This window comes from Catenulispora pinistramenti, assembly GCF_018274385.1.
GTDB classification, from domain to species: domain Bacteria; phylum Actinomycetota; class Actinomycetes; order Streptomycetales; family Catenulisporaceae; genus Catenulispora; species Catenulispora pinistramenti.
Genome location: NZ_JAAFYZ010000015.1, coordinates 50,397 through 66,163, shown reverse-complemented (window position 1 = coordinate 66,163; position 15,767 = coordinate 50,397). Strand labels below are relative to the sequence as shown.

General features: G+C 70.7%; 15 protein-coding genes. 7 read left to right on the top strand and 8 right to left on the bottom strand.

Annotation, left to right across the window (positions count from 1 at the left end):
* Positions 1 to 91 precede the first annotated feature (91 nt).
* On the bottom strand, positions 92 to 1,387 hold the full coding sequence (locus KGQ19_RS06985) for a UDP-glucose dehydrogenase family protein (RefSeq protein ID WP_212008253.1): 1,296 nt from the start codon (positions 1,385 to 1,387) through the stop codon (positions 92 to 94).
* A gap of 73 nt (positions 1,388 to 1,460) precedes the next feature.
* On the bottom strand, positions 1,461 to 1,769 hold the full coding sequence (locus tag KGQ19_RS06980; RefSeq protein WP_212008252.1) for a hypothetical protein: 309 nt from the start codon (positions 1,767 to 1,769) through the stop codon (positions 1,461 to 1,463).
* A gap of 43 nt (positions 1,770 to 1,812) precedes the next feature.
* Here KGQ19_RS06980 and KGQ19_RS06975 point away from each other — a divergent pair, with 43 nt between their 5' ends.
* Positions 1,813 to 3,420 (top strand): serine/threonine-protein kinase, encoded by a 1,608-nt coding sequence (locus KGQ19_RS06975; protein WP_212008251.1) that lies wholly within the window; start codon positions 1,813 to 1,815, stop codon positions 3,418 to 3,420.
* 15 nt (positions 3,421 to 3,435) lie between these two features.
* On the opposite strand, the gene KGQ19_RS06970 is transcribed toward KGQ19_RS06975, so the two are convergent.
* The 4 genes from KGQ19_RS06970 to KGQ19_RS06955 all read right to left on the bottom strand — a co-directional run bounded on the left by KGQ19_RS06970 (position 3,436) and on the right by KGQ19_RS06955 (position 6,885).
* A complete protein-coding gene (locus KGQ19_RS06970) occupies positions 3,436 to 4,176 on the bottom strand; it encodes a hypothetical protein (protein ID WP_212008250.1) in 741 nt (246 codons plus the stop codon).
* 255 nt (positions 4,177 to 4,431) lie between these two features.
* Positions 4,432 to 4,842 (bottom strand): RidA family protein, encoded by a 411-nt coding sequence (locus KGQ19_RS06965; protein WP_212008249.1) that lies wholly within the window; start codon positions 4,840 to 4,842, stop codon positions 4,432 to 4,434.
* A gap of 52 nt (positions 4,843 to 4,894) precedes the next feature.
* Positions 4,895 to 5,635, bottom strand: a complete 741-nt coding sequence (locus KGQ19_RS06960) for an IclR family transcriptional regulator (RefSeq protein ID WP_212008248.1) — start codon at positions 5,633 to 5,635, stop codon at positions 4,895 to 4,897.
* 188 nt (positions 5,636 to 5,823) lie between these two features.
* Positions 5,824 to 6,885 (bottom strand): sugar kinase, encoded by a 1,062-nt coding sequence (locus tag KGQ19_RS06955; RefSeq protein ID WP_212008247.1) that lies wholly within the window; start codon positions 6,883 to 6,885, stop codon positions 5,824 to 5,826.
* A 125-nt stretch (positions 6,886 to 7,010) separates the two neighbouring features.
* Here KGQ19_RS06955 and KGQ19_RS06950 point away from each other — a divergent pair, with 125 nt between their 5' ends.
* The 6 genes from KGQ19_RS06950 (at position 7,011) to KGQ19_RS06925 (ending at position 13,477) form a co-directional block, all read left to right on the top strand.
* Entirely contained in the window at positions 7,011 to 8,363 is a 1,353-nt protein-coding gene (locus tag KGQ19_RS06950; protein WP_212008246.1) for an alanine racemase, read from the top strand.
* Positions 8,363 to 9,985, top strand: a complete 1,623-nt coding sequence (locus KGQ19_RS06945) for an N-acyl-D-amino-acid deacylase family protein (RefSeq protein WP_212008245.1) — start codon at positions 8,363 to 8,365, stop codon at positions 9,983 to 9,985. Before KGQ19_RS06950 ends, KGQ19_RS06945 begins: the two co-directional genes overlap by 1 nt.
* Positions 9,982 to 10,626, top strand: a complete 645-nt coding sequence (locus KGQ19_RS06940; protein WP_212008244.1) for a bifunctional 4-hydroxy-2-oxoglutarate aldolase/2-dehydro-3-deoxy-phosphogluconate aldolase — start codon at positions 9,982 to 9,984, stop codon at positions 10,624 to 10,626. The genes KGQ19_RS06945 and KGQ19_RS06940 overlap by 4 nt, the downstream gene beginning before the upstream one ends.
* A 61-nt stretch (positions 10,627 to 10,687) precedes the next feature.
* The gene (locus tag KGQ19_RS06935; protein WP_212008243.1) at positions 10,688 to 11,335 is read left to right on the top strand and encodes a phosphonate degradation HD-domain oxygenase; all 648 of its coding nucleotides are present in this window, start codon (positions 10,688 to 10,690) and stop codon (positions 11,333 to 11,335) included.
* Positions 11,336 to 11,413: 78 nt separating this feature from the next.
* Positions 11,414 to 12,544 carry a hydrogen peroxide-inducible genes activator gene (locus tag KGQ19_RS06930; protein WP_212008242.1) on the top strand — a complete coding sequence of 377 codons (1,131 nt, stop codon included), beginning with the start codon at positions 11,414 to 11,416 and terminating at the stop codon, positions 12,542 to 12,544.
* Between the two features lie 138 nt (positions 12,545 to 12,682).
* Positions 12,683 to 13,477 (top strand): hypothetical protein, encoded by a 795-nt coding sequence (locus KGQ19_RS06925; RefSeq protein WP_212008241.1) that lies wholly within the window; start codon positions 12,683 to 12,685, stop codon positions 13,475 to 13,477.
* Positions 13,478 to 13,509: 32 nt separating this feature from the next.
* Here KGQ19_RS06925 and KGQ19_RS06920 read toward each other — a convergent pair whose 3' ends face one another.
* Complete coding sequence (locus KGQ19_RS06920; protein WP_212008240.1) at positions 13,510 to 13,851, bottom strand: hypothetical protein; 342 nt, start codon at positions 13,849 to 13,851, stop codon at positions 13,510 to 13,512.
* 168 nt (positions 13,852 to 14,019) lie between these two features.
* On the bottom strand, positions 14,020 to 15,672 hold the full coding sequence (locus KGQ19_RS06915; RefSeq protein ID WP_212008239.1) for a fumarate hydratase: 1,653 nt from the start codon (positions 15,670 to 15,672) through the stop codon (positions 14,020 to 14,022).
* Positions 15,673 to 15,767 lie beyond the last annotated feature (95 nt).

The window sequence follows — 15,767 nt, the reverse complement described above, 5'->3', positions numbered from 1 at the left end:
CAGAAGAAAACAGCAGCTCCGAGCTGTCGAACGTCTCGTAGAGCGTGACAGGATCCTGCTACGCGGCTACCGCTACCGGCTACAACCACCCCTATGGCCGAACCGTCGCCCGCCCGACGCTGATATACGTGTACCCGCATTCCGCCATCCGCTCGGGCTCCAACACGTTCCGCCCGTCGAACAGCACGGCGGCGGCCATCGACTCCGCCGCGAGGCGCCAGTCCACCGCTTCCAGCTGCGGCCACTCCGTGACCACCATCGCCGCGTGCGCGCCGCTCAGCGCCTCCTCGACCGACTCCGCGCGGCGGATGGCGGTCCAGGGCGCGTGGGCGGGGGTGCGGGCCATCGGGTCCCAGCACACCACCGATGCGCCTTCGGACAGGAGGCGGTCGACGATGACTGTCGACGGCGCCTCGCGCATGTCGTCGGTGCCCGGCTTGAAGGTCATGCCCAGGACGGCGACGGTCTTGCCGGTCAGCGGGCCGATCTCGTCCTTCAGCCGGGTCACGGCGCGGCGGCGCTGGTGGTTGTTGACCTCGATGACGTCCGTGAGGATTTGCGGGTGATAGCCGCCGTTGGACGCCAGCGCCTTGAGGGCGACGGCGTCCTTCGGGAAGCAGGAGCCGCCCCAGCCGATGCCGGCGTGCAGGAAGTGCTTGCCGAGCCGGTGGTCGGCTCCGACGGCGCCCAGCACCTTCGTCACGTCCGCGCCGGTCGTCTCGCAGATGTTGGCGATCTCGTTGGCGAAGGAGATCTTCGTGGCCAGGAACGCGTTGCTCGTCAGCTTCACCATCTCCGCGCTCGGCACGTCCATGGTGATCACCGGCCCGTCCACGCCTTCGTGGATCTCCGCGACGAGCGCGGCGGTGGCCTCATCGAACGCCCCGATGACGATCCGGTCGGGCCGCATGAAGTCACGCACGGCGCGCCCCTCGGCGGTGAACTCAGGGTTCGAACCATAGCCGACCTGCGCCAGACCGGCGGTGTCCAAGACGGCGCGGATCCGCGCCCCCGTACCGACCGGCACCGTCGACTTCACCACGAACGCCTTCAGATGCGCCGCACGTTTGGCCGAGTCCACGACCGCCCAGACCCGCGACAGGTCGGCGTCACCGGACGCCGTAGGCGGCGTATCAACACACACATACACCACCTCAGCCTCGGCGGTGGCCTCGTCGGCGTCGAGGGTGAACGTCAGCCGCTCGGCATGGGCGGCGATCAACTCGGCCAGCCCCGGCTCGTAGATCGGCACCCGCCCGGCCCGCAGCGCCGCGACCTTGTCCTCGGCGATATCGCGGACCACAACGGTGTGGCCCAGCTCGGCCAGGCAAGCCCCGGTGACCAACCCGATGTACCCGGCCCCGAAGACAGCGATGCGGCGTGCCATGTTCCCCCCGGTTGAAGCGGTGGATTCGGATCAGTCGACCTTACAATGATCAGCCCCGATCCGGCGGCACCTACTAGGCGCAGCGGCCTCCGGCCCTCAGCGAGACCGCACTCACCCTCGTGTCCATCAAAAGGCTGAAACACCGCATACCGGCCAGTGCGGAACCCACGAGCTCGGCCGGCCTACGCCTCGGGCCCAGCCGCAGCCTCGGCATCACCGAACTCGCGAATGCGGTGGCCAGGCGGCGAGTCGGGCGGCGGACCCCAAGCACGCAGAAGCCCTGCGCGACGCCGTCAGCCTCGCTGAGCACGCCGTCCTCCTCGTCGCGCTCGCGATCGTCCTGGTCCTGGGCGCCGGCAGCGTTCGGCACCGGAATCGCCATACCTCCCCTGAGTAACCGCGCCGCGAGCGGGGACATGTGAACCGTGGTGTACACAACGGGGACGGGATCGGGGCCGGGGACGGGATCGGGGCCGGAAGCAAGGTCGCGGCAGCTGGTCGGCGACCGATACCGGCTGCTGACGAAGCTGGGCGAGGGCGGGTTCGGGGAGGTGTGGCGGGCCAAGGACCAGTCGCTGGACATCGACGTGGCCGTCAAACAAGTCCGGCTGCCGCTGAACGCGCCGCAGTCGCAGCGGGCGGCGCAGACCGAGCGGGCGCTGCGCGAGGCCCGGCATGCCGCCAAGCTGCGCGACCACCCGAATGTGGTGGCGGTGCACGACGTGGTGGACGACGGCGGTCCGTGGATCGTCATGCAGCTGGTCGAGGGCCGGACGCTGGCCAACCGGGTCAAGGACGACGGCCCGCTCTCCGAGACCGAGGCCGTCTACCTCGCCATGTCCCTGCTCCAGGCGCTCCGGGCGGCGCAGGCCGTCAAAGTCGTGCACCGCGACATCAAGCCGGCCAACGTCATGCTGACCGACGACGGCGAGGTGCTCCTCACCGACTTCGGGATCGCCGTGCACGACGCCGATCCCTCGATCACCGCCTCCGGCGTCATTCTCGGCTCGGCCGAATACATGGCCCCCGAGCGGGCGCGCGGGCAGGAGGCCACCTACGCCAGCGACCTGTTCTCCCTCGGCGTGACCCTGTACCACGCGGTTGAGGGCGTCTCGCCCTTCCACCGCGACACCCCCACCGGATCGCTCACCGCGGTCCTGCTGGACGATCCCTCGGAGCCGCAACGCGCCGGTGTCCTCAAGCCACTCCTCGGCGCGCTCCTCCAGAAGGAACCCGCGAAGCGACCCGGACTCGCGGACGCGCTGACCACCGCGCAAAACGCGGCCGAACAACTGGGCCCGACCACCTCAACCCGCGCCTACACGCGTCCTTTCCAACGTACGGATCCCAAGCAGCGCAACGCGAAAGTGGCACCGGCCCTCGCTCTGCTAGCCAAAGCGATCGGCAAGGTCGCGACCGCGGCGACCCTCCGGTCCGAGGACTGGATCCAAACGGCCCGGGACCACCGCCGAGCACGAGCCGCGAATAAGGATCCGAAGAAGCCCGAGACTCAGACCACTGCGAAGCGCAGGGCCCCCTGGCAGGCCAAGGCGACCTTCCTGCTGATGCTCGGCCTGCTGGGCCTGGCCCTCTACGCGCTCAAGCACGCCGAGATCCCGACCGCCTGGCACCCGGTCATCGCCGACCAGGACGCCCGAGTGGCGGCCCAGAACCTCATCGACAAGACCCGCGACGCCTACTCCCCGGGCTGGTGGGTCTGCGCACCGACCGGCCTCGTCGTGCTCGTCACCGCGACGCTCTGGACCACCGCCGGCGTCAACGCGATCCCGAACGCGGCCGGCGGCACCGTGCGGGTGCTGGGCGGCCTCATCTCGTTCGCCGCCGGTGCGGGGGCCGCGTTCTGCGCGGTCGCGGGCGGGGCCGTGATCTTCCACACCTGGCTGCCGCCGATCGGCGCGCTGTGGGCGTCCGCCGGAACGCTCACCGGCGTGCTGACCATCGCGGTCGGTTGGACCGCCGAGGCCGATAAGAAGAACTCTGCGAATAAGACCACTGTTAAAGGCGCGTCCTGAACCCGCGATCCACGGCTACGAAAGCTCTCCCCACGCGGTGTCCACCAGCGCCGCGGCCTGCTGCGGCGAGTGCATCACGTCTCCGTCGCCGCCGAAGCGCAGCCGTACTGTCAGGTGTGCGGACGTGCGTTCACACGTGACGGCGCTGGTGCCGTTCGGCTGCGCCGCCTGGCCCACCGCGACCGGGATGTTCGCGATCAGGCAGTGCACCTGCCCGAACGTATCGATCTCCTGTTCCGGCTTGTCCATCCCGAGCGCGTGCGCGTCCTCGTAGGGGACGTACGGGATCGGGCTCTGCGCGCGCACCGCCTCCAACACCACGTAGTTCTCAAGCCCCGCATCCGAATACTCCTGCGAGACCGCCGCGGCACCGCCATACGCGGCTGACAGATTCTTGGCACCAACCGTGGCGGATTCCTCCATCGTCTTGAGGGTCGCCGCCGGGGTCTTCGAGTTCTTCACCATGGGGGTGAACGCGCCGATCGACGCCGGAGCGGTCAGCGCGCTCTTGTCCGCGCCGAAGGGGCTTGAGCTCGACGACGTCAGCAACCACGGCACGCCCACCACGACCGCGCCGACCACCAGCCCCACCACACCGGCGACGACCGGGGAGCGGAGCGGTGAACCGGCCCTCGCGGGTGGCACCGGTGGCATAGGCGGCGCGAACGGCGCGGGCGATCCCGGGGGCACGAACCCGCCGGGCTCTGTGGGCGGCGTCAGCGGGTCCATGGGATTCGGAACAATCGGGTCGGCCATGACCCAACACCGTAGCCAGCGAACCTCAGGCCGAAGAGCCCCGCGACTACCTCAACCCGAACGTCAGTAGCGAAATACGTGTTTCTACGCACGCCCCGCGCCGCCCCGGAACGCCACGATGGCGACCGTGTTCGTTGACGACGTCTCGCTGCTCGCCAAAGAGCTTGGGGCTGCGCGTCCATCACCGCACAGCCCCGAACTCGAACCCTGATTCTCAATCAGGTTCCGGTGTCACGCGCCGGCCATGAAGCCGCCTCAGGCGACGACCGCCAACGCGTCGATCTCGACCAGCATCGACTCCTTCGGCAGCTCCACGAAGACCGTGGTCCGGCTCGGCTTCACGCCGTCGGCGGCGAGGTTCGCGGCCAGGAACTCCGCGTACGCCTCGTTCATCGCCGCGAAGTGCTCGCGCGTGGTGAGGTAGACGCGCAACATCACGATGTCGTCGACGGTGCCGCCGCCGGCCTCGATGATCGCCTTCACGTTCAGCAGCGTGCGCGCGGTCTGCGCCTTCACGTCGCCGGGCGCCACGTACTCGCCGGTCGCCGGGTCCTCGCCGCCCTGGCCGGACACCTGCAGGATCGGGCCCTTCCGCACGCCTTGGGAGAACACCGGCATCGGGGCCGGGGCGCCGTCAGTGCGGATCTCGGTCTTCGAGGAGGTCATCAGGGGGCTCACTTTCTTTCGCGGATGGTTCTGTCGGTCAGGAAGGGTTAAGTCATGGGGCGCCGGCGTCAGCCGAGATGGCTCGAACCGTGTCCGTCAACTGGGGCAACAGTTCCAGCACCTGTTCGTAGTTCAAGACGATGTCCGGAACCGAGATCGACACCGCGGCCACGGCCCGCCCGGACGCGTCCCGCACCGGTGCGCCGACGCAGTTGATGAACGTCTCGTGCTCGGCGTGATCCTGGGCCCATCCCTGCGCGGCCACCGCTTCCAGCTCCGCGAGTAGCTGCGGCGCCGACGTGATGGTGTTCGGCGTGTGCGGCACGAACTCGATCCCGGCCACCACCCGGCGCCGCTCGGCCACCGGCAGATCGGCCAGCAGCACCTTCGCCACCGCGGTGTTGTGCAACCCGGCCCGCAGACCGATGCGCGAGTACATGCGCACCTTGTGCCGCGAGTCGTACTTGTCGATGTAGACGACCTCGCCGCCCTCATACGCGGCCAGGTGCACGGTCTGTCCGGTCGCCGCGTTCAGCGCCGCCAGATGCGGCGCGGCGATCCGGCGGATGCTCCTCTGTTCCAGCGCGAGGCTGGCCAGCGCGAACAGCCCGGCGCCTAGGTGGTAGCGGTACTCGGCGTCGCGGTGGACGAAGCGGTCCTCCTCGAGCGACTGGAGCAGCCGCAGCGCGGTGGTCTTGTGCACGCCGATCACCTCGGCCAGCTGGTCGAGCGAGCGCTCGCCCTCGCCGAGCTCGGCGAGGAGGCGGAGCGCGCGGGTGACGGTCTGGGTCATGGGACCCTCACCCTCCCGCTGACCGGACTGAGCGCCGTGGCGGAACTGCCAGAAAGGCTCGGCACCCGGTCGACGGAGCAGGCCGATCGCCCCGGAAGCTCTGCCGAAAAGGCTCGCCGCGCCGTCATCACCCGCACCCGCCGCACCATCCTCCGCCTCATCTCGCCCGCACCATCACGTCCGCACCATCACGTCCGCACCGCCCCGATCACCGTGCCGTCGGCCGAGATGCGCGTCGCGCGCCACTGCTCCTCGGACGCGTCCAGCAGCTCGGCGGTGGTCAGGTCGCCGAGCTCCCCGACGTCGCCGTGCGCCACCAGCGCCGAGGCGGCGGCCAGGTGGCCCATGCGCAGACGTCGGCGCTGGTCGTAGCCGTGCAGCGTGCCGGCCAGATAGCCGGCGGCGAAGGCGTCGCCGGCGCCGGTGGGCTCGACCACGTCCACCGTGAGCGCCGGCTCCGACACCGCGCCGTCCGCGGTCAGCGCGGTGACCACGCGCTCGGCATCCTTCACCACGATCGTCGCCGGGCCGGGAAACAGTTCCCTGAGTTCCGCCGGATCGCCGGTGCCGAAGGCGAGTTCGGCCTCGTCCGCACCAAGGAGCGCGACGTCCGCCGCGTTCACGAACTCGCGCAGCACCCCGGCGTCGCGGTCGCGCCACAGCACCGGCCGCCAGTTCAGGTCGAAGCTCACCAATCGGTCGCCGCGCGGCGCCTCCAGCAGTGCCCGCACCATCTCCAGGCACGTCTCCGACAGCGCCGGCGTGATCCCGGTCAGGTGCACGAGTCGCGCGCCGTCCACCAGCCGTGCCACCGCGGGCTCGCGCAGCGTCGCCGCCGACATCGCCGACGCCGCCGACCCGGCCCGGTAGTAATGCAGTCTGCTGCGACCGGTGCCGAGGTCTCCCGCCCGTGCCGAGCCGCCGGTCTCCTTCAGATACAACCCGGTCGGGCGCGCCGCGTCGACCGCGACCCCCGAGGTGTCGACGCCGTGCCGTGTCACCTCGCCGACCAGCCGCCGGCCGAACCCGTCGGCGCCGACCCGGCTGACCCACGCGCTCGGCACGCCCAGCGCACGCAGCGCGCACGCCACGTTCGACTCCGCGCCGCCGGCCGACACCGCGAACGACTCGACGCCGTCCAGGGGGCCGGGCGCGTCCGGCAACAGCGCGGCCATCGATTCGCCGATGCACACCGCCCACGGCGCACCGGACCCCGCGCCCTGCCCTGGCACTCGCGCTTCCCCAGCCATCCGTCGGTCCCGTCGTCTCGTCCAGCGTTGACCGCCCTTCGGCTGGAATGCTAGAACCGAAGTACAGCATATGCAACGTCCGTTGCATATATTGCAACGCCCCAGGCAGTGGAGGTGACGCAGGGATGGCCCACCAGACGTTCGGCACTCGCACCGCGACCGCCGGCATCGATCGGACCGCCGTCTGCGCTCTCGCCGATGAGCACCTGGACTGGCGATTCAAAGCCCTGCCGCCCGAAGCCTGGGGCCGGACCACGCGCGCCTACCTCGCCTCGTCCCCGCACCTGTCCGACCTCGGCACCCCGCTCCTCACCCTCGACGCCGGCGCCCTGGACCACAACCTGCGCACGATGGCCGCCTGGTGCCACGAAGCCGGCGTCGGGCTCGCGCCGCACGGCAAGACCACGATGGCGCCCGCGCTCTGGCAGGCGCAGCTGGACGCCGGCGCGGTCGGCATCACGCTGGCCAACCTCCCGCAGCTGCACGTCGCGCGCGCCTTCGGCGTCCAGCGCCTGATGCTCGCCAACGCCCTTGTCGATCCGGCGGGGCTGGCGTGGATCGCCGGCGAGCTGGCCGCCGATCCGGACTTCGCTTTCGTCTCGTGGGCCGATTCGGTGCGGACCGTCACCCTGATGGACGAGGCGCTACAAGCCGCGGGTGTCGGCAGGGGCTCCGATCCCGAGACCGACCGCCCGATCGAGGTCGTGGTCGAGCTCGGCGGCGAGGGCGGCCGGACCGGGGCGCGGAGCATCGCAGAGGCCGAAGACATCGCGAAGGCCGTCCACGCCGCGCCGACGCTGCGTCTCGCCGGTGTCGCAGGATACGAAGGCTCCCTGGCCCACGACACCGCCCCCGAAAGCCTCGACACCGTCCGCGCCTACCTCCGGGACCTCGCCGATCTGCACCGGCGCCTGGCCCCGGCCTACGAGACCGAGCACTCCATCGTCACAGCCGGCGGCAGCGCTTACTTCGATCTGGTCGCCGAGGTCCTGGTCCCGGCGGTCAGTGAATCAGCGGCCGAAGTCGTCGTGCGCGCCGGCGCCTACGTCATTCACGACGACGGCTACTACCGCGGCGTCTCCCCGCTCGCCCGCACCGCAACGGACACCGACAGCGGACGCTTCCGATCGGCGATGCACGGCTGGGCCCGCGTCGTCTCCCACCCCGAGCCGCAGCTCTGGCTCCTGGACGCCGGAAAGCGCGACCTGCCGTTCGACGAAGGTCTGCCGGTGCCGCAGCTCGTCCGGGGCACCGGACCGACGCCCGACACCGCACCGGCCCGCGGCGTCGTCACGGCCATGAACGACCAGCACACCTTCCTCCGCGACGCCGCCACCAGCGCACCGATCGGCGCCGTCATCCGCTTGGGCCTGTCGCATCCGTGCACGGCGCTCGACAAGTGGACGCTGATCCCCGTCCTCGATGACGCCGACAGCGCCGACCCGAAGGTCGTCGATCTGGTGAGGACGTTCTTCTGATGGCAGACCTGCTCCTGCGCGGCGCGACCGTCGTGGACGGCACCGGGGCCGACCGCTTCCGCGCCGACGTCACCGTCGCAGACGGCGTCATCACCGGCGTCATCACGGCCGCGGACACCGCGCCGGGGCGGTCGGCCGCGGCGCGGACCATCGACGCCGACGGCCTGGTCCTGGCACCCGGCTTCATCGACATGCACGCGCACTCCGACCTGCGCACACTTGTCGAGCGCGACCACCCCTCGCGCGTCACGCAGGGCGTCACCTGCGAAGTCCTCGGCCAGGACGGCCTGTCCTACGCCCCGGCCGACGACACCACCCGGCCCGCGCTACGCCGCCAGATCGCCGGCTGGAACGGCGATCCCGACGACTTCGACTGGAACTGGCGCACGGTCGGCGAATACCTCGACCGGCTGGATCAGGGTATCGCGGTGAACGCCTGCTACCTGGTCCCGCACGGCTCGGTCCGCATGCTCGCGATGGGCTGGGAGAACCGCGAGCCGAGCCGCGCCGAGCTGAACCGCATGCGGGAACTGGTCGCACAGGGGATGCGCGAAGGCGCGGTCGGCATGTCCAGCGGGCTGTCCTACACCCCGGGCATGTATGCGAGCACTGATGAGCTGATCGAGCTCTGCGAAGTCGTGGCCGCGTACGGCGGCTACCACTCGCCGCACCAACGCTCCTACGGCGCGGGGGCGCTGGGCGGCTACGCCGAGATGATCGAGATCTCGCGCCGCTCCGGCTGCCCGCTGCACCTGGCGCACGCCACCATGAACTTCAGCGTCAACGCCGGCCGCGCCGCCAAGTTCCTGGAACTGGTCGACGCGGCCTTGGCAGAGGGCTGCGACATCAGCCTGGACACCTACCCCTATCTACCGGGCTCCACGACCCTGGCCGCGCTGCTGCCGAGCTGGTCCGCCGAAGGCGGCCCGGACGCGACGCTGGCGCGCCTGGCGGATCCGGCGTCCCGGGAGCGGATCCGGCGCGATGTCGAGGACCGCGGCAGCGACGGCAACCACGGCATGGTCATCGACTGGCGGACCATCCAGATCTCCGGCGTCCGCGACCCCGCGCTGGCCGGCGTCGTCGGGCAGAACGTGGCCCAGATCGCGGCGGCCCGGGCCGTGACCGGCACCGAGGTGTTCTTCGACCTGTTGCGCGAGGACCGGCTCGGCACCTCGATCCTGCACCACGTCGGCAACGAGGAGAACGTGCGGGCCATCATGCGGCACCGCACGCACACGGTCGGCAGTGACGGCCTGCTGGTCGGGGCCCGTCCGCATCCCCGGGCCTGGGGCACGTTCCCGCGCTATCTCGGCCACTACAGCCGCGATCTCAAAGTACTGACGCTGGAGGAGACCGTCGCGCGGATGACCGGCCGCCCGGCCCGACGGCTGCGCCTGGACCGGCGCGGTCTGGTCCGGGTCGGCCACCACGCGGATCTCGTGCTGTTCGATCCACGGACCGTGCGCGACGCCGCGACGTTCGAAGAGCCGCGCCGGGCCGCCGAGGGGATCGTCGAGGTGCTGGTCAACGGCGTGTCGGTGGTGACCGACGGCAGGCCCACCGGAGCGCTCCCGGGCCGGGCGCTGCGACGAGACGAGCAGGGGGTATCAGCCTTATGATTTTCGACCTTCCGCACCCGGAGTTCCGCGAAGCCCTGGCCGCCGAACCGGTCATAGCCGTGGTCCGGGCACCTTCGATCCCTGACGCACCGGCTCTGTGCGCGGCGCTGGCCGCCGGCGGCATCACCTATACCGAGCTCACGTTCAGCACGCCGAACGTGGTCCCGCACCTTCGGGCCGCCGTCGCCGCCGGGCACCGCATAGGCGCCGGGACCGTGCTGACCGCCGAGCAGGCGAAGGACGCGATCGACGCCGGCGTGTCGTTCCTCGTCACCCCGGGCCTGCGGCCGGAGGTCGCCGAGGCCGCGCACGGCGCCGGGATCCCGGTCGTGCTCGGGGCGCTGACCCCGACCGAGGTCGCGACCGCCCTGGACCTCGGCACCGCGGCCGTGAAGATCTTCCCGGCCAAGGCTTTCGGCCCCGGCTACTTCAAGGACCTGCGCGGGCCGTATCCGGGACTGCCGTTGGTGGCCTCCGGCGGCGTCAACGCGGGCAACGCCGCCGACTTCCTGGCGCAGGGGGCGCTCGCGGTGTGTGCGGGTACTGATGTGGTGCCGCCGGACGTCGTGATGGCCGGGGACTGGGAGGAGATCACCCGGCGGGCCGCGGCTTTCATGGCTGCCCTCCGTACATCTGCTTGATGGCCGCCATAGGCCGATCGTTGGTTACGCCGCACGTCGGCCGGTGGCTACCGTTCGGAGAGTGAGCGCGAACACCCCTGAAGCAGCCGACGCCCCCGAGGCCGTCGTGGACCGGATCGCCGCCCTGTTCACCGGCGAGGGCGGCGCCGAATACCTCGGCGAGGCGGTCACCCAGGCCCAGCACATGCTCCAGGCGGCGGCGCTGGCCGAGCGGGACGGCGCGGCACCGACGCTCGTCGCGGCCGCGCTGCTGCACGACGTCGGCCACTTCACCGGCGCCGTGCACGGCCGGGACCTGATGGCCGGCCGCGACAACCGGCACAGCCACCAGGGCGCGGACTGGCTCGCGGGGTGGTTCGGGCCGGAGGTCACCGAGCCGGTGCGGATGCACGTCGCCGCCAAGCGCTACCTGTGCGCGGTCGAGCCGGGGTACTTCGCCAAGCTGTCCGCCGCCTCGGTCTACACGCTGTCGGTGCAGGGCGGTCCGATGTCGGCCGAGGAGGTCGCGGCGTTCGAGGCCGATCCGCACTCGGCGGACGCCGTGCGGCTGCGGCGCTGGGACGAGGCCGCGAAGGAGGCGGACGCCGACGATCCGGGGTTCGAGCACTACCGGGAGCTGCTGGCGTCGCTGGTGCGGCCGGACTCCAGCCGCCCGGACTCCAGTCGCCCGGACTCCGGCCGCCTGGACTCCAGCCGCCCAGGCGATTGATCACCGCGCGCCGAACAATGCGCATACCGCGATAAAGTTCGTCTATCAATCGCAACCGCGCATGCCTGGAGCACCGCTGTGCCTGTCCGCGCCCTGCCGCGCTCAAATACCGCCACGTCCCTCCGCACCCCGCTCCGCACCCCGACCATCGCCCAGCTCAAGGCCTTCGCGACGGTCGCCGAGCATCTGCACTTCCGGGACTCGGCCGCGATGCTCGGGATGAGCCAGCCGGCGCTGTCCGGCGCGATCGCGGCGCTGGAGGAGAACCTGGGGACCCGGCTCGTCGAGCGCACCACGCGGAAGGTGCTGCTGACGCCGTCCGGGGAGCGGGTGGCGCGGCACGCCCAGCGGGTGCTGGCGGCGATGGACGACCTGGTCGAGGAAGCGGCCGCGGCGCGTCAGCCGTTCACCGGGACGGTGAAGGTCGGGGTGATCCCGACGTTGGCGCCGTATCTGCTTCCAGCGCTGCTGCGGCCGTTGAAGAAGCGGTTCCCGGACTTGGATCTGTTCGTGCACGAGGAGCAGACGGCAGTACTGCTCGACGGGATAGCGACCGGCCGGCTGGACCTCGGGCTGCTGGCGTTGCCGGCCGGGCCGGCGGGCGTTGAGGAACTGGCGCTTTATGACGAGGACTTCTTGGTCGTCGCGCCCGAGCACACGCTGCCCGCCGGGGACGGACCGGTCTCGCGTGCGGTGCTCAAGGAACACGAGATCCTGCTGCTGGAAGAAGGCCACTGCCTGCGAGACCAGGCGCTGGACGTGTGCACCGAGGTCGGCGTCACCGACTCCGGGGCGACGCGGGCAGCCTCGCTGTCGACGCTGGTCCAGCTGGTGGCCGGCGGGATCGGCGTGACACTGCTGCCGGAGACGGCGGTCGCCGTGGACGCCCGCGCCGGGTCGGGTCTGGAGGCGCGGCGCTTCGACGGGACGGCGCCTTCGCGGCGGATCGGGCTGGTCCACCGGTCGTCGTCGGCGCGCGCCGAGGAGTTCGGCGGGCTGGCGGCGGCGATGCGGGACGCGGTCTCGGCCGCGCGGTTGCCGGTGCGGCTGGTGCAGCCGGAGCGGATGGTACGTCCAATGCCGATGGTGACCGCCCCGACTCAGAGCCGCTTCCCCGCACCGCCCGGAAAACGGCGAGCGGAGCTGGCGCTTCATCAGTCCCCGCCCCAGGTGAAGCGCCAGCTCCGACCCACCAGCAAATCATGCTGAGAAATGGCTGAAACGCCAAGGGTTGTTGCCGATCAGTTATCAACTTTTGCGCGGTGATGACCGTTTCGTGATGCTACCGCCACGTACCGCGCACTTGATCACGCCCCACAGTCACCGCGCCGGTGCTTCAATAGCGCCATGACGCCCCGCGCGATCCCGGTGCCGCCCGCGATAGCCGCCCTGCCGCACGATGCCCGCGGCTACCCGACCCCGGCCATCACGCCGCGCGATCCCGAAGGCCACCCGACGTTCGCCATCACCAGCGCCGCCCGCTCCCTGATCTGCGCGGTCGAGCGCCGCTGCTCGATCTGCGGCACCCCGATGCCCCCCGGCCCGGTCTACCGCGTGATAGCGGCCGCCGAAACAGAGGCGCTGGTCGCGGCCCAGGCCGCCGGCCGCAGCGTCGCCAACAAGGCGCCCTCCCCCGAGGCACCCGGCCACCGCATCTGCATGCTCTTCGCCGCCTTCACCTGCCCCTTCCTCGCCCGCCCCAACGCCCGGCGCGGCCAGGACGCCGAAGTCATGGGCGCCGCGCTAACCCGCGGCACCGCCCGCGGCAGCTCCACCGAGACCGGGAACGAAATCGGCGGCGCGGTCGCGGGTTTCGCAGACTACGAATTCCGCTACACCCCGGGCGAGAACCAGGTGGCCTTCGTCTTCACCGGCCTGACCGAACTCCGCCCGCACCACCTCGGCGCCGACCAGATCCCCGAGCTCATCGCGGCTCTGGCCGGCAGCGACAGCCAGCCCCCGGCCGACGCCCGGCCTGCGACCGACGCCCAGCCTCCGGTCCAAGCCGACGCCCAGCCTCCGGTCCAAGCCGACGCCCAGCCTCCGGCGCAGACCTGCCCGCCCTATCTCCTCAACGACGAGGCAGTCGCCGAAGCACACGCGCGGGCGATCCTCGAAGCGGCGATGGCACGAAGGCAGTAGCTCAGCAGCCATCCACCTAATCAGCCATCTACCTAAGCGGAACGGCCACCCACCCCGACTTCGCCACGAACCATCGCCAGCCGCGCCCGCAATTCGCGAACCTCCGCGCCCAGATCGTTGTCCAGCCCCCACGACGCGTTCATCGGCGCCGGCAGCACACGCCGCCGGCCGGAACCGGTGCGCAGCAGGACCCGACTGACGTCGCCGTCTCCCGACTCCTTCTGCTCGAAAGCATCGACGTCGTCCCAGCGCACGATGCGGCGGCGAAGGGGACGCCACAAGGTGACGCCTTCCTGGTCGACAACCGTGCGGCCGAACGCGGTGTCCACCAGGAACACCGCGTTCACGGCCGCGACCACGGCCAGGATCGGCACGAAGTAGCCAGACCGCCCACCGTTGTGACCGACGCCTTGCAGGGCACTGATGACAGCGCACACTACGGCGACGAGCACACATCCCAGGGCATAGGCCAGGAGCCGCTTTCGCTGCCCTGGCCGCAGGACCAGGACGAGTGGTTCCGCTATGGCTTCGGCTGCCACGTCTCAGCCCGTCGGCGGCTTCGACCCGATCCGCATCACCGGACCGGTCGTGTCCTGGAAGAAGTCACTCCCCTTGTCGTCCACCACGATGAAAGCCGGGAAGTCCTCCACCTCGATCCGCCACACGGCCTCCATCCCGAGCTCGGCGTACTCCAGCACCTCGACCTTCTTGATGCAGTCCTGCGCCAGGCGGGCCGCGGGGCCGCCGATCGAGCCGAGGTAGAAGCCGCCGTGTTCGGCGCAGGCGTCGGTGACCTGCTTGGAGCGGTTGCCCTTCGCCAGCATCACCATCGAGCCGCCGGCGGCCTGGAACTGCGCCACGTAGGAGTCCATGCGGCCGGCGGTGGTCGGGCCGAAGGAGCCGGAGGCGTAGCCCTCGGGGGTCTTGGCCGGGCCGGCGTAGTACACCGGGTGGTCCTTCATGTACTGCGGCATCGGTTCGCCGGCGTCGAGGCGTTCCTTGATCTTGGCGTGCGCGATGTCGCGGGCCACGACCAGGGTGCCGGTCAGCGACAGCCGGGTCTTCACCGGGTACTTCGACAGCTCCGAGCGGATCTCGGACATCGGGCGGGTCAGGTCGACGCGGACCACGTCGTCGTCGAGGTGCTCGTCCGTGGTCTCCGGGAGGAAGTGGCCGGGCTCGAACTCCAGCTGCTCCAGGAACACGCCCTCGCTGGTGATCTTGCCCAGCGCCTGGCGGTCGGCCGAGCAGGACACGGCCAGCGCCACCGGCAGCGAGGCGCCGTGCCGGGGCAGGCGGATGACGCGCACGTCGTGGCAGAAGTACTTGCCGCCGAACTGCGCGCCGATGCCGATCTGCCGGGTCAGTTCCAGCACCTCGGCCTCCAGCTCCAGATCCCGGAAGCCGTGCGCGGTGATCGAGCCCTGCTTCGGCATCGTGTCCAGGTAGTGCGCGGAGGCGTACTTGGCGGTCTTCAGCGCGAACTCCGCCGAGGTGCCGCCGATCACGATCGCCAGGTGGTACGGCGGGCAGGCCGCGGTCCCCAGGGAGCGGATCTTCTCCTCCAGGAACCTCATCATCGCCTTGGGGTTCAGGATCGCCTTCGTCTCCTGATACAGGTACGACTTGTTCGCCGACCCGCCGCCCTTGGCCATGAACAGGAACTTGTACGCGTCGCCGTCGGTGGCGTACAGCTCGACCTGCGCCGGCAGGTTCGAGCCGGTGTTCTTCTCGTCCCACATCGTCAGCGGCGCCATCTGCGAGTACCGCAGGTTCAGCCGGGTGTAGGCGTCGTACACCCCGCGCGCGATGTGCGCCTCGTCCCCGCCGGCGGTCAGCACGTTCTGGCCGCGCTTGCCCATCACGATCGCGGTGCCGGTGTCCTGGCACATCGGCAGCACACCGCCGGCCGAGATGTTGACGTTCTTGAGCAGGTCCAGCGCCACGAACCGGTCGTTCGGCGAGGCCTCGGGGTCGTCCAGGATGTTCCGCAGCTGCTGCAGGTGCGTGGGCCGCAGGTAGTGCGCGATGTCGTGCATCGCGGTCTCGGTGAGCAGCCGCAGCGCCTCCGGCTCGACCTGCAGGAACGTGCGCCCGCCGGCCTCGACGGTGCTGACGCCCTCGGTGGTGAGCAGGCGGTACGGGGTCTCGTCCGGCCCCGCTGGGAGGAGGTCGGCGTACTCGAAGTCAGGCATGTCCCCAGCGTACTCACGCCCCACGGAGCCCCTGCTTGTGCCGTGTGCCACACCCGCCGCACGCGAAGTTGCCGCTAAACATCATACGTCTTACC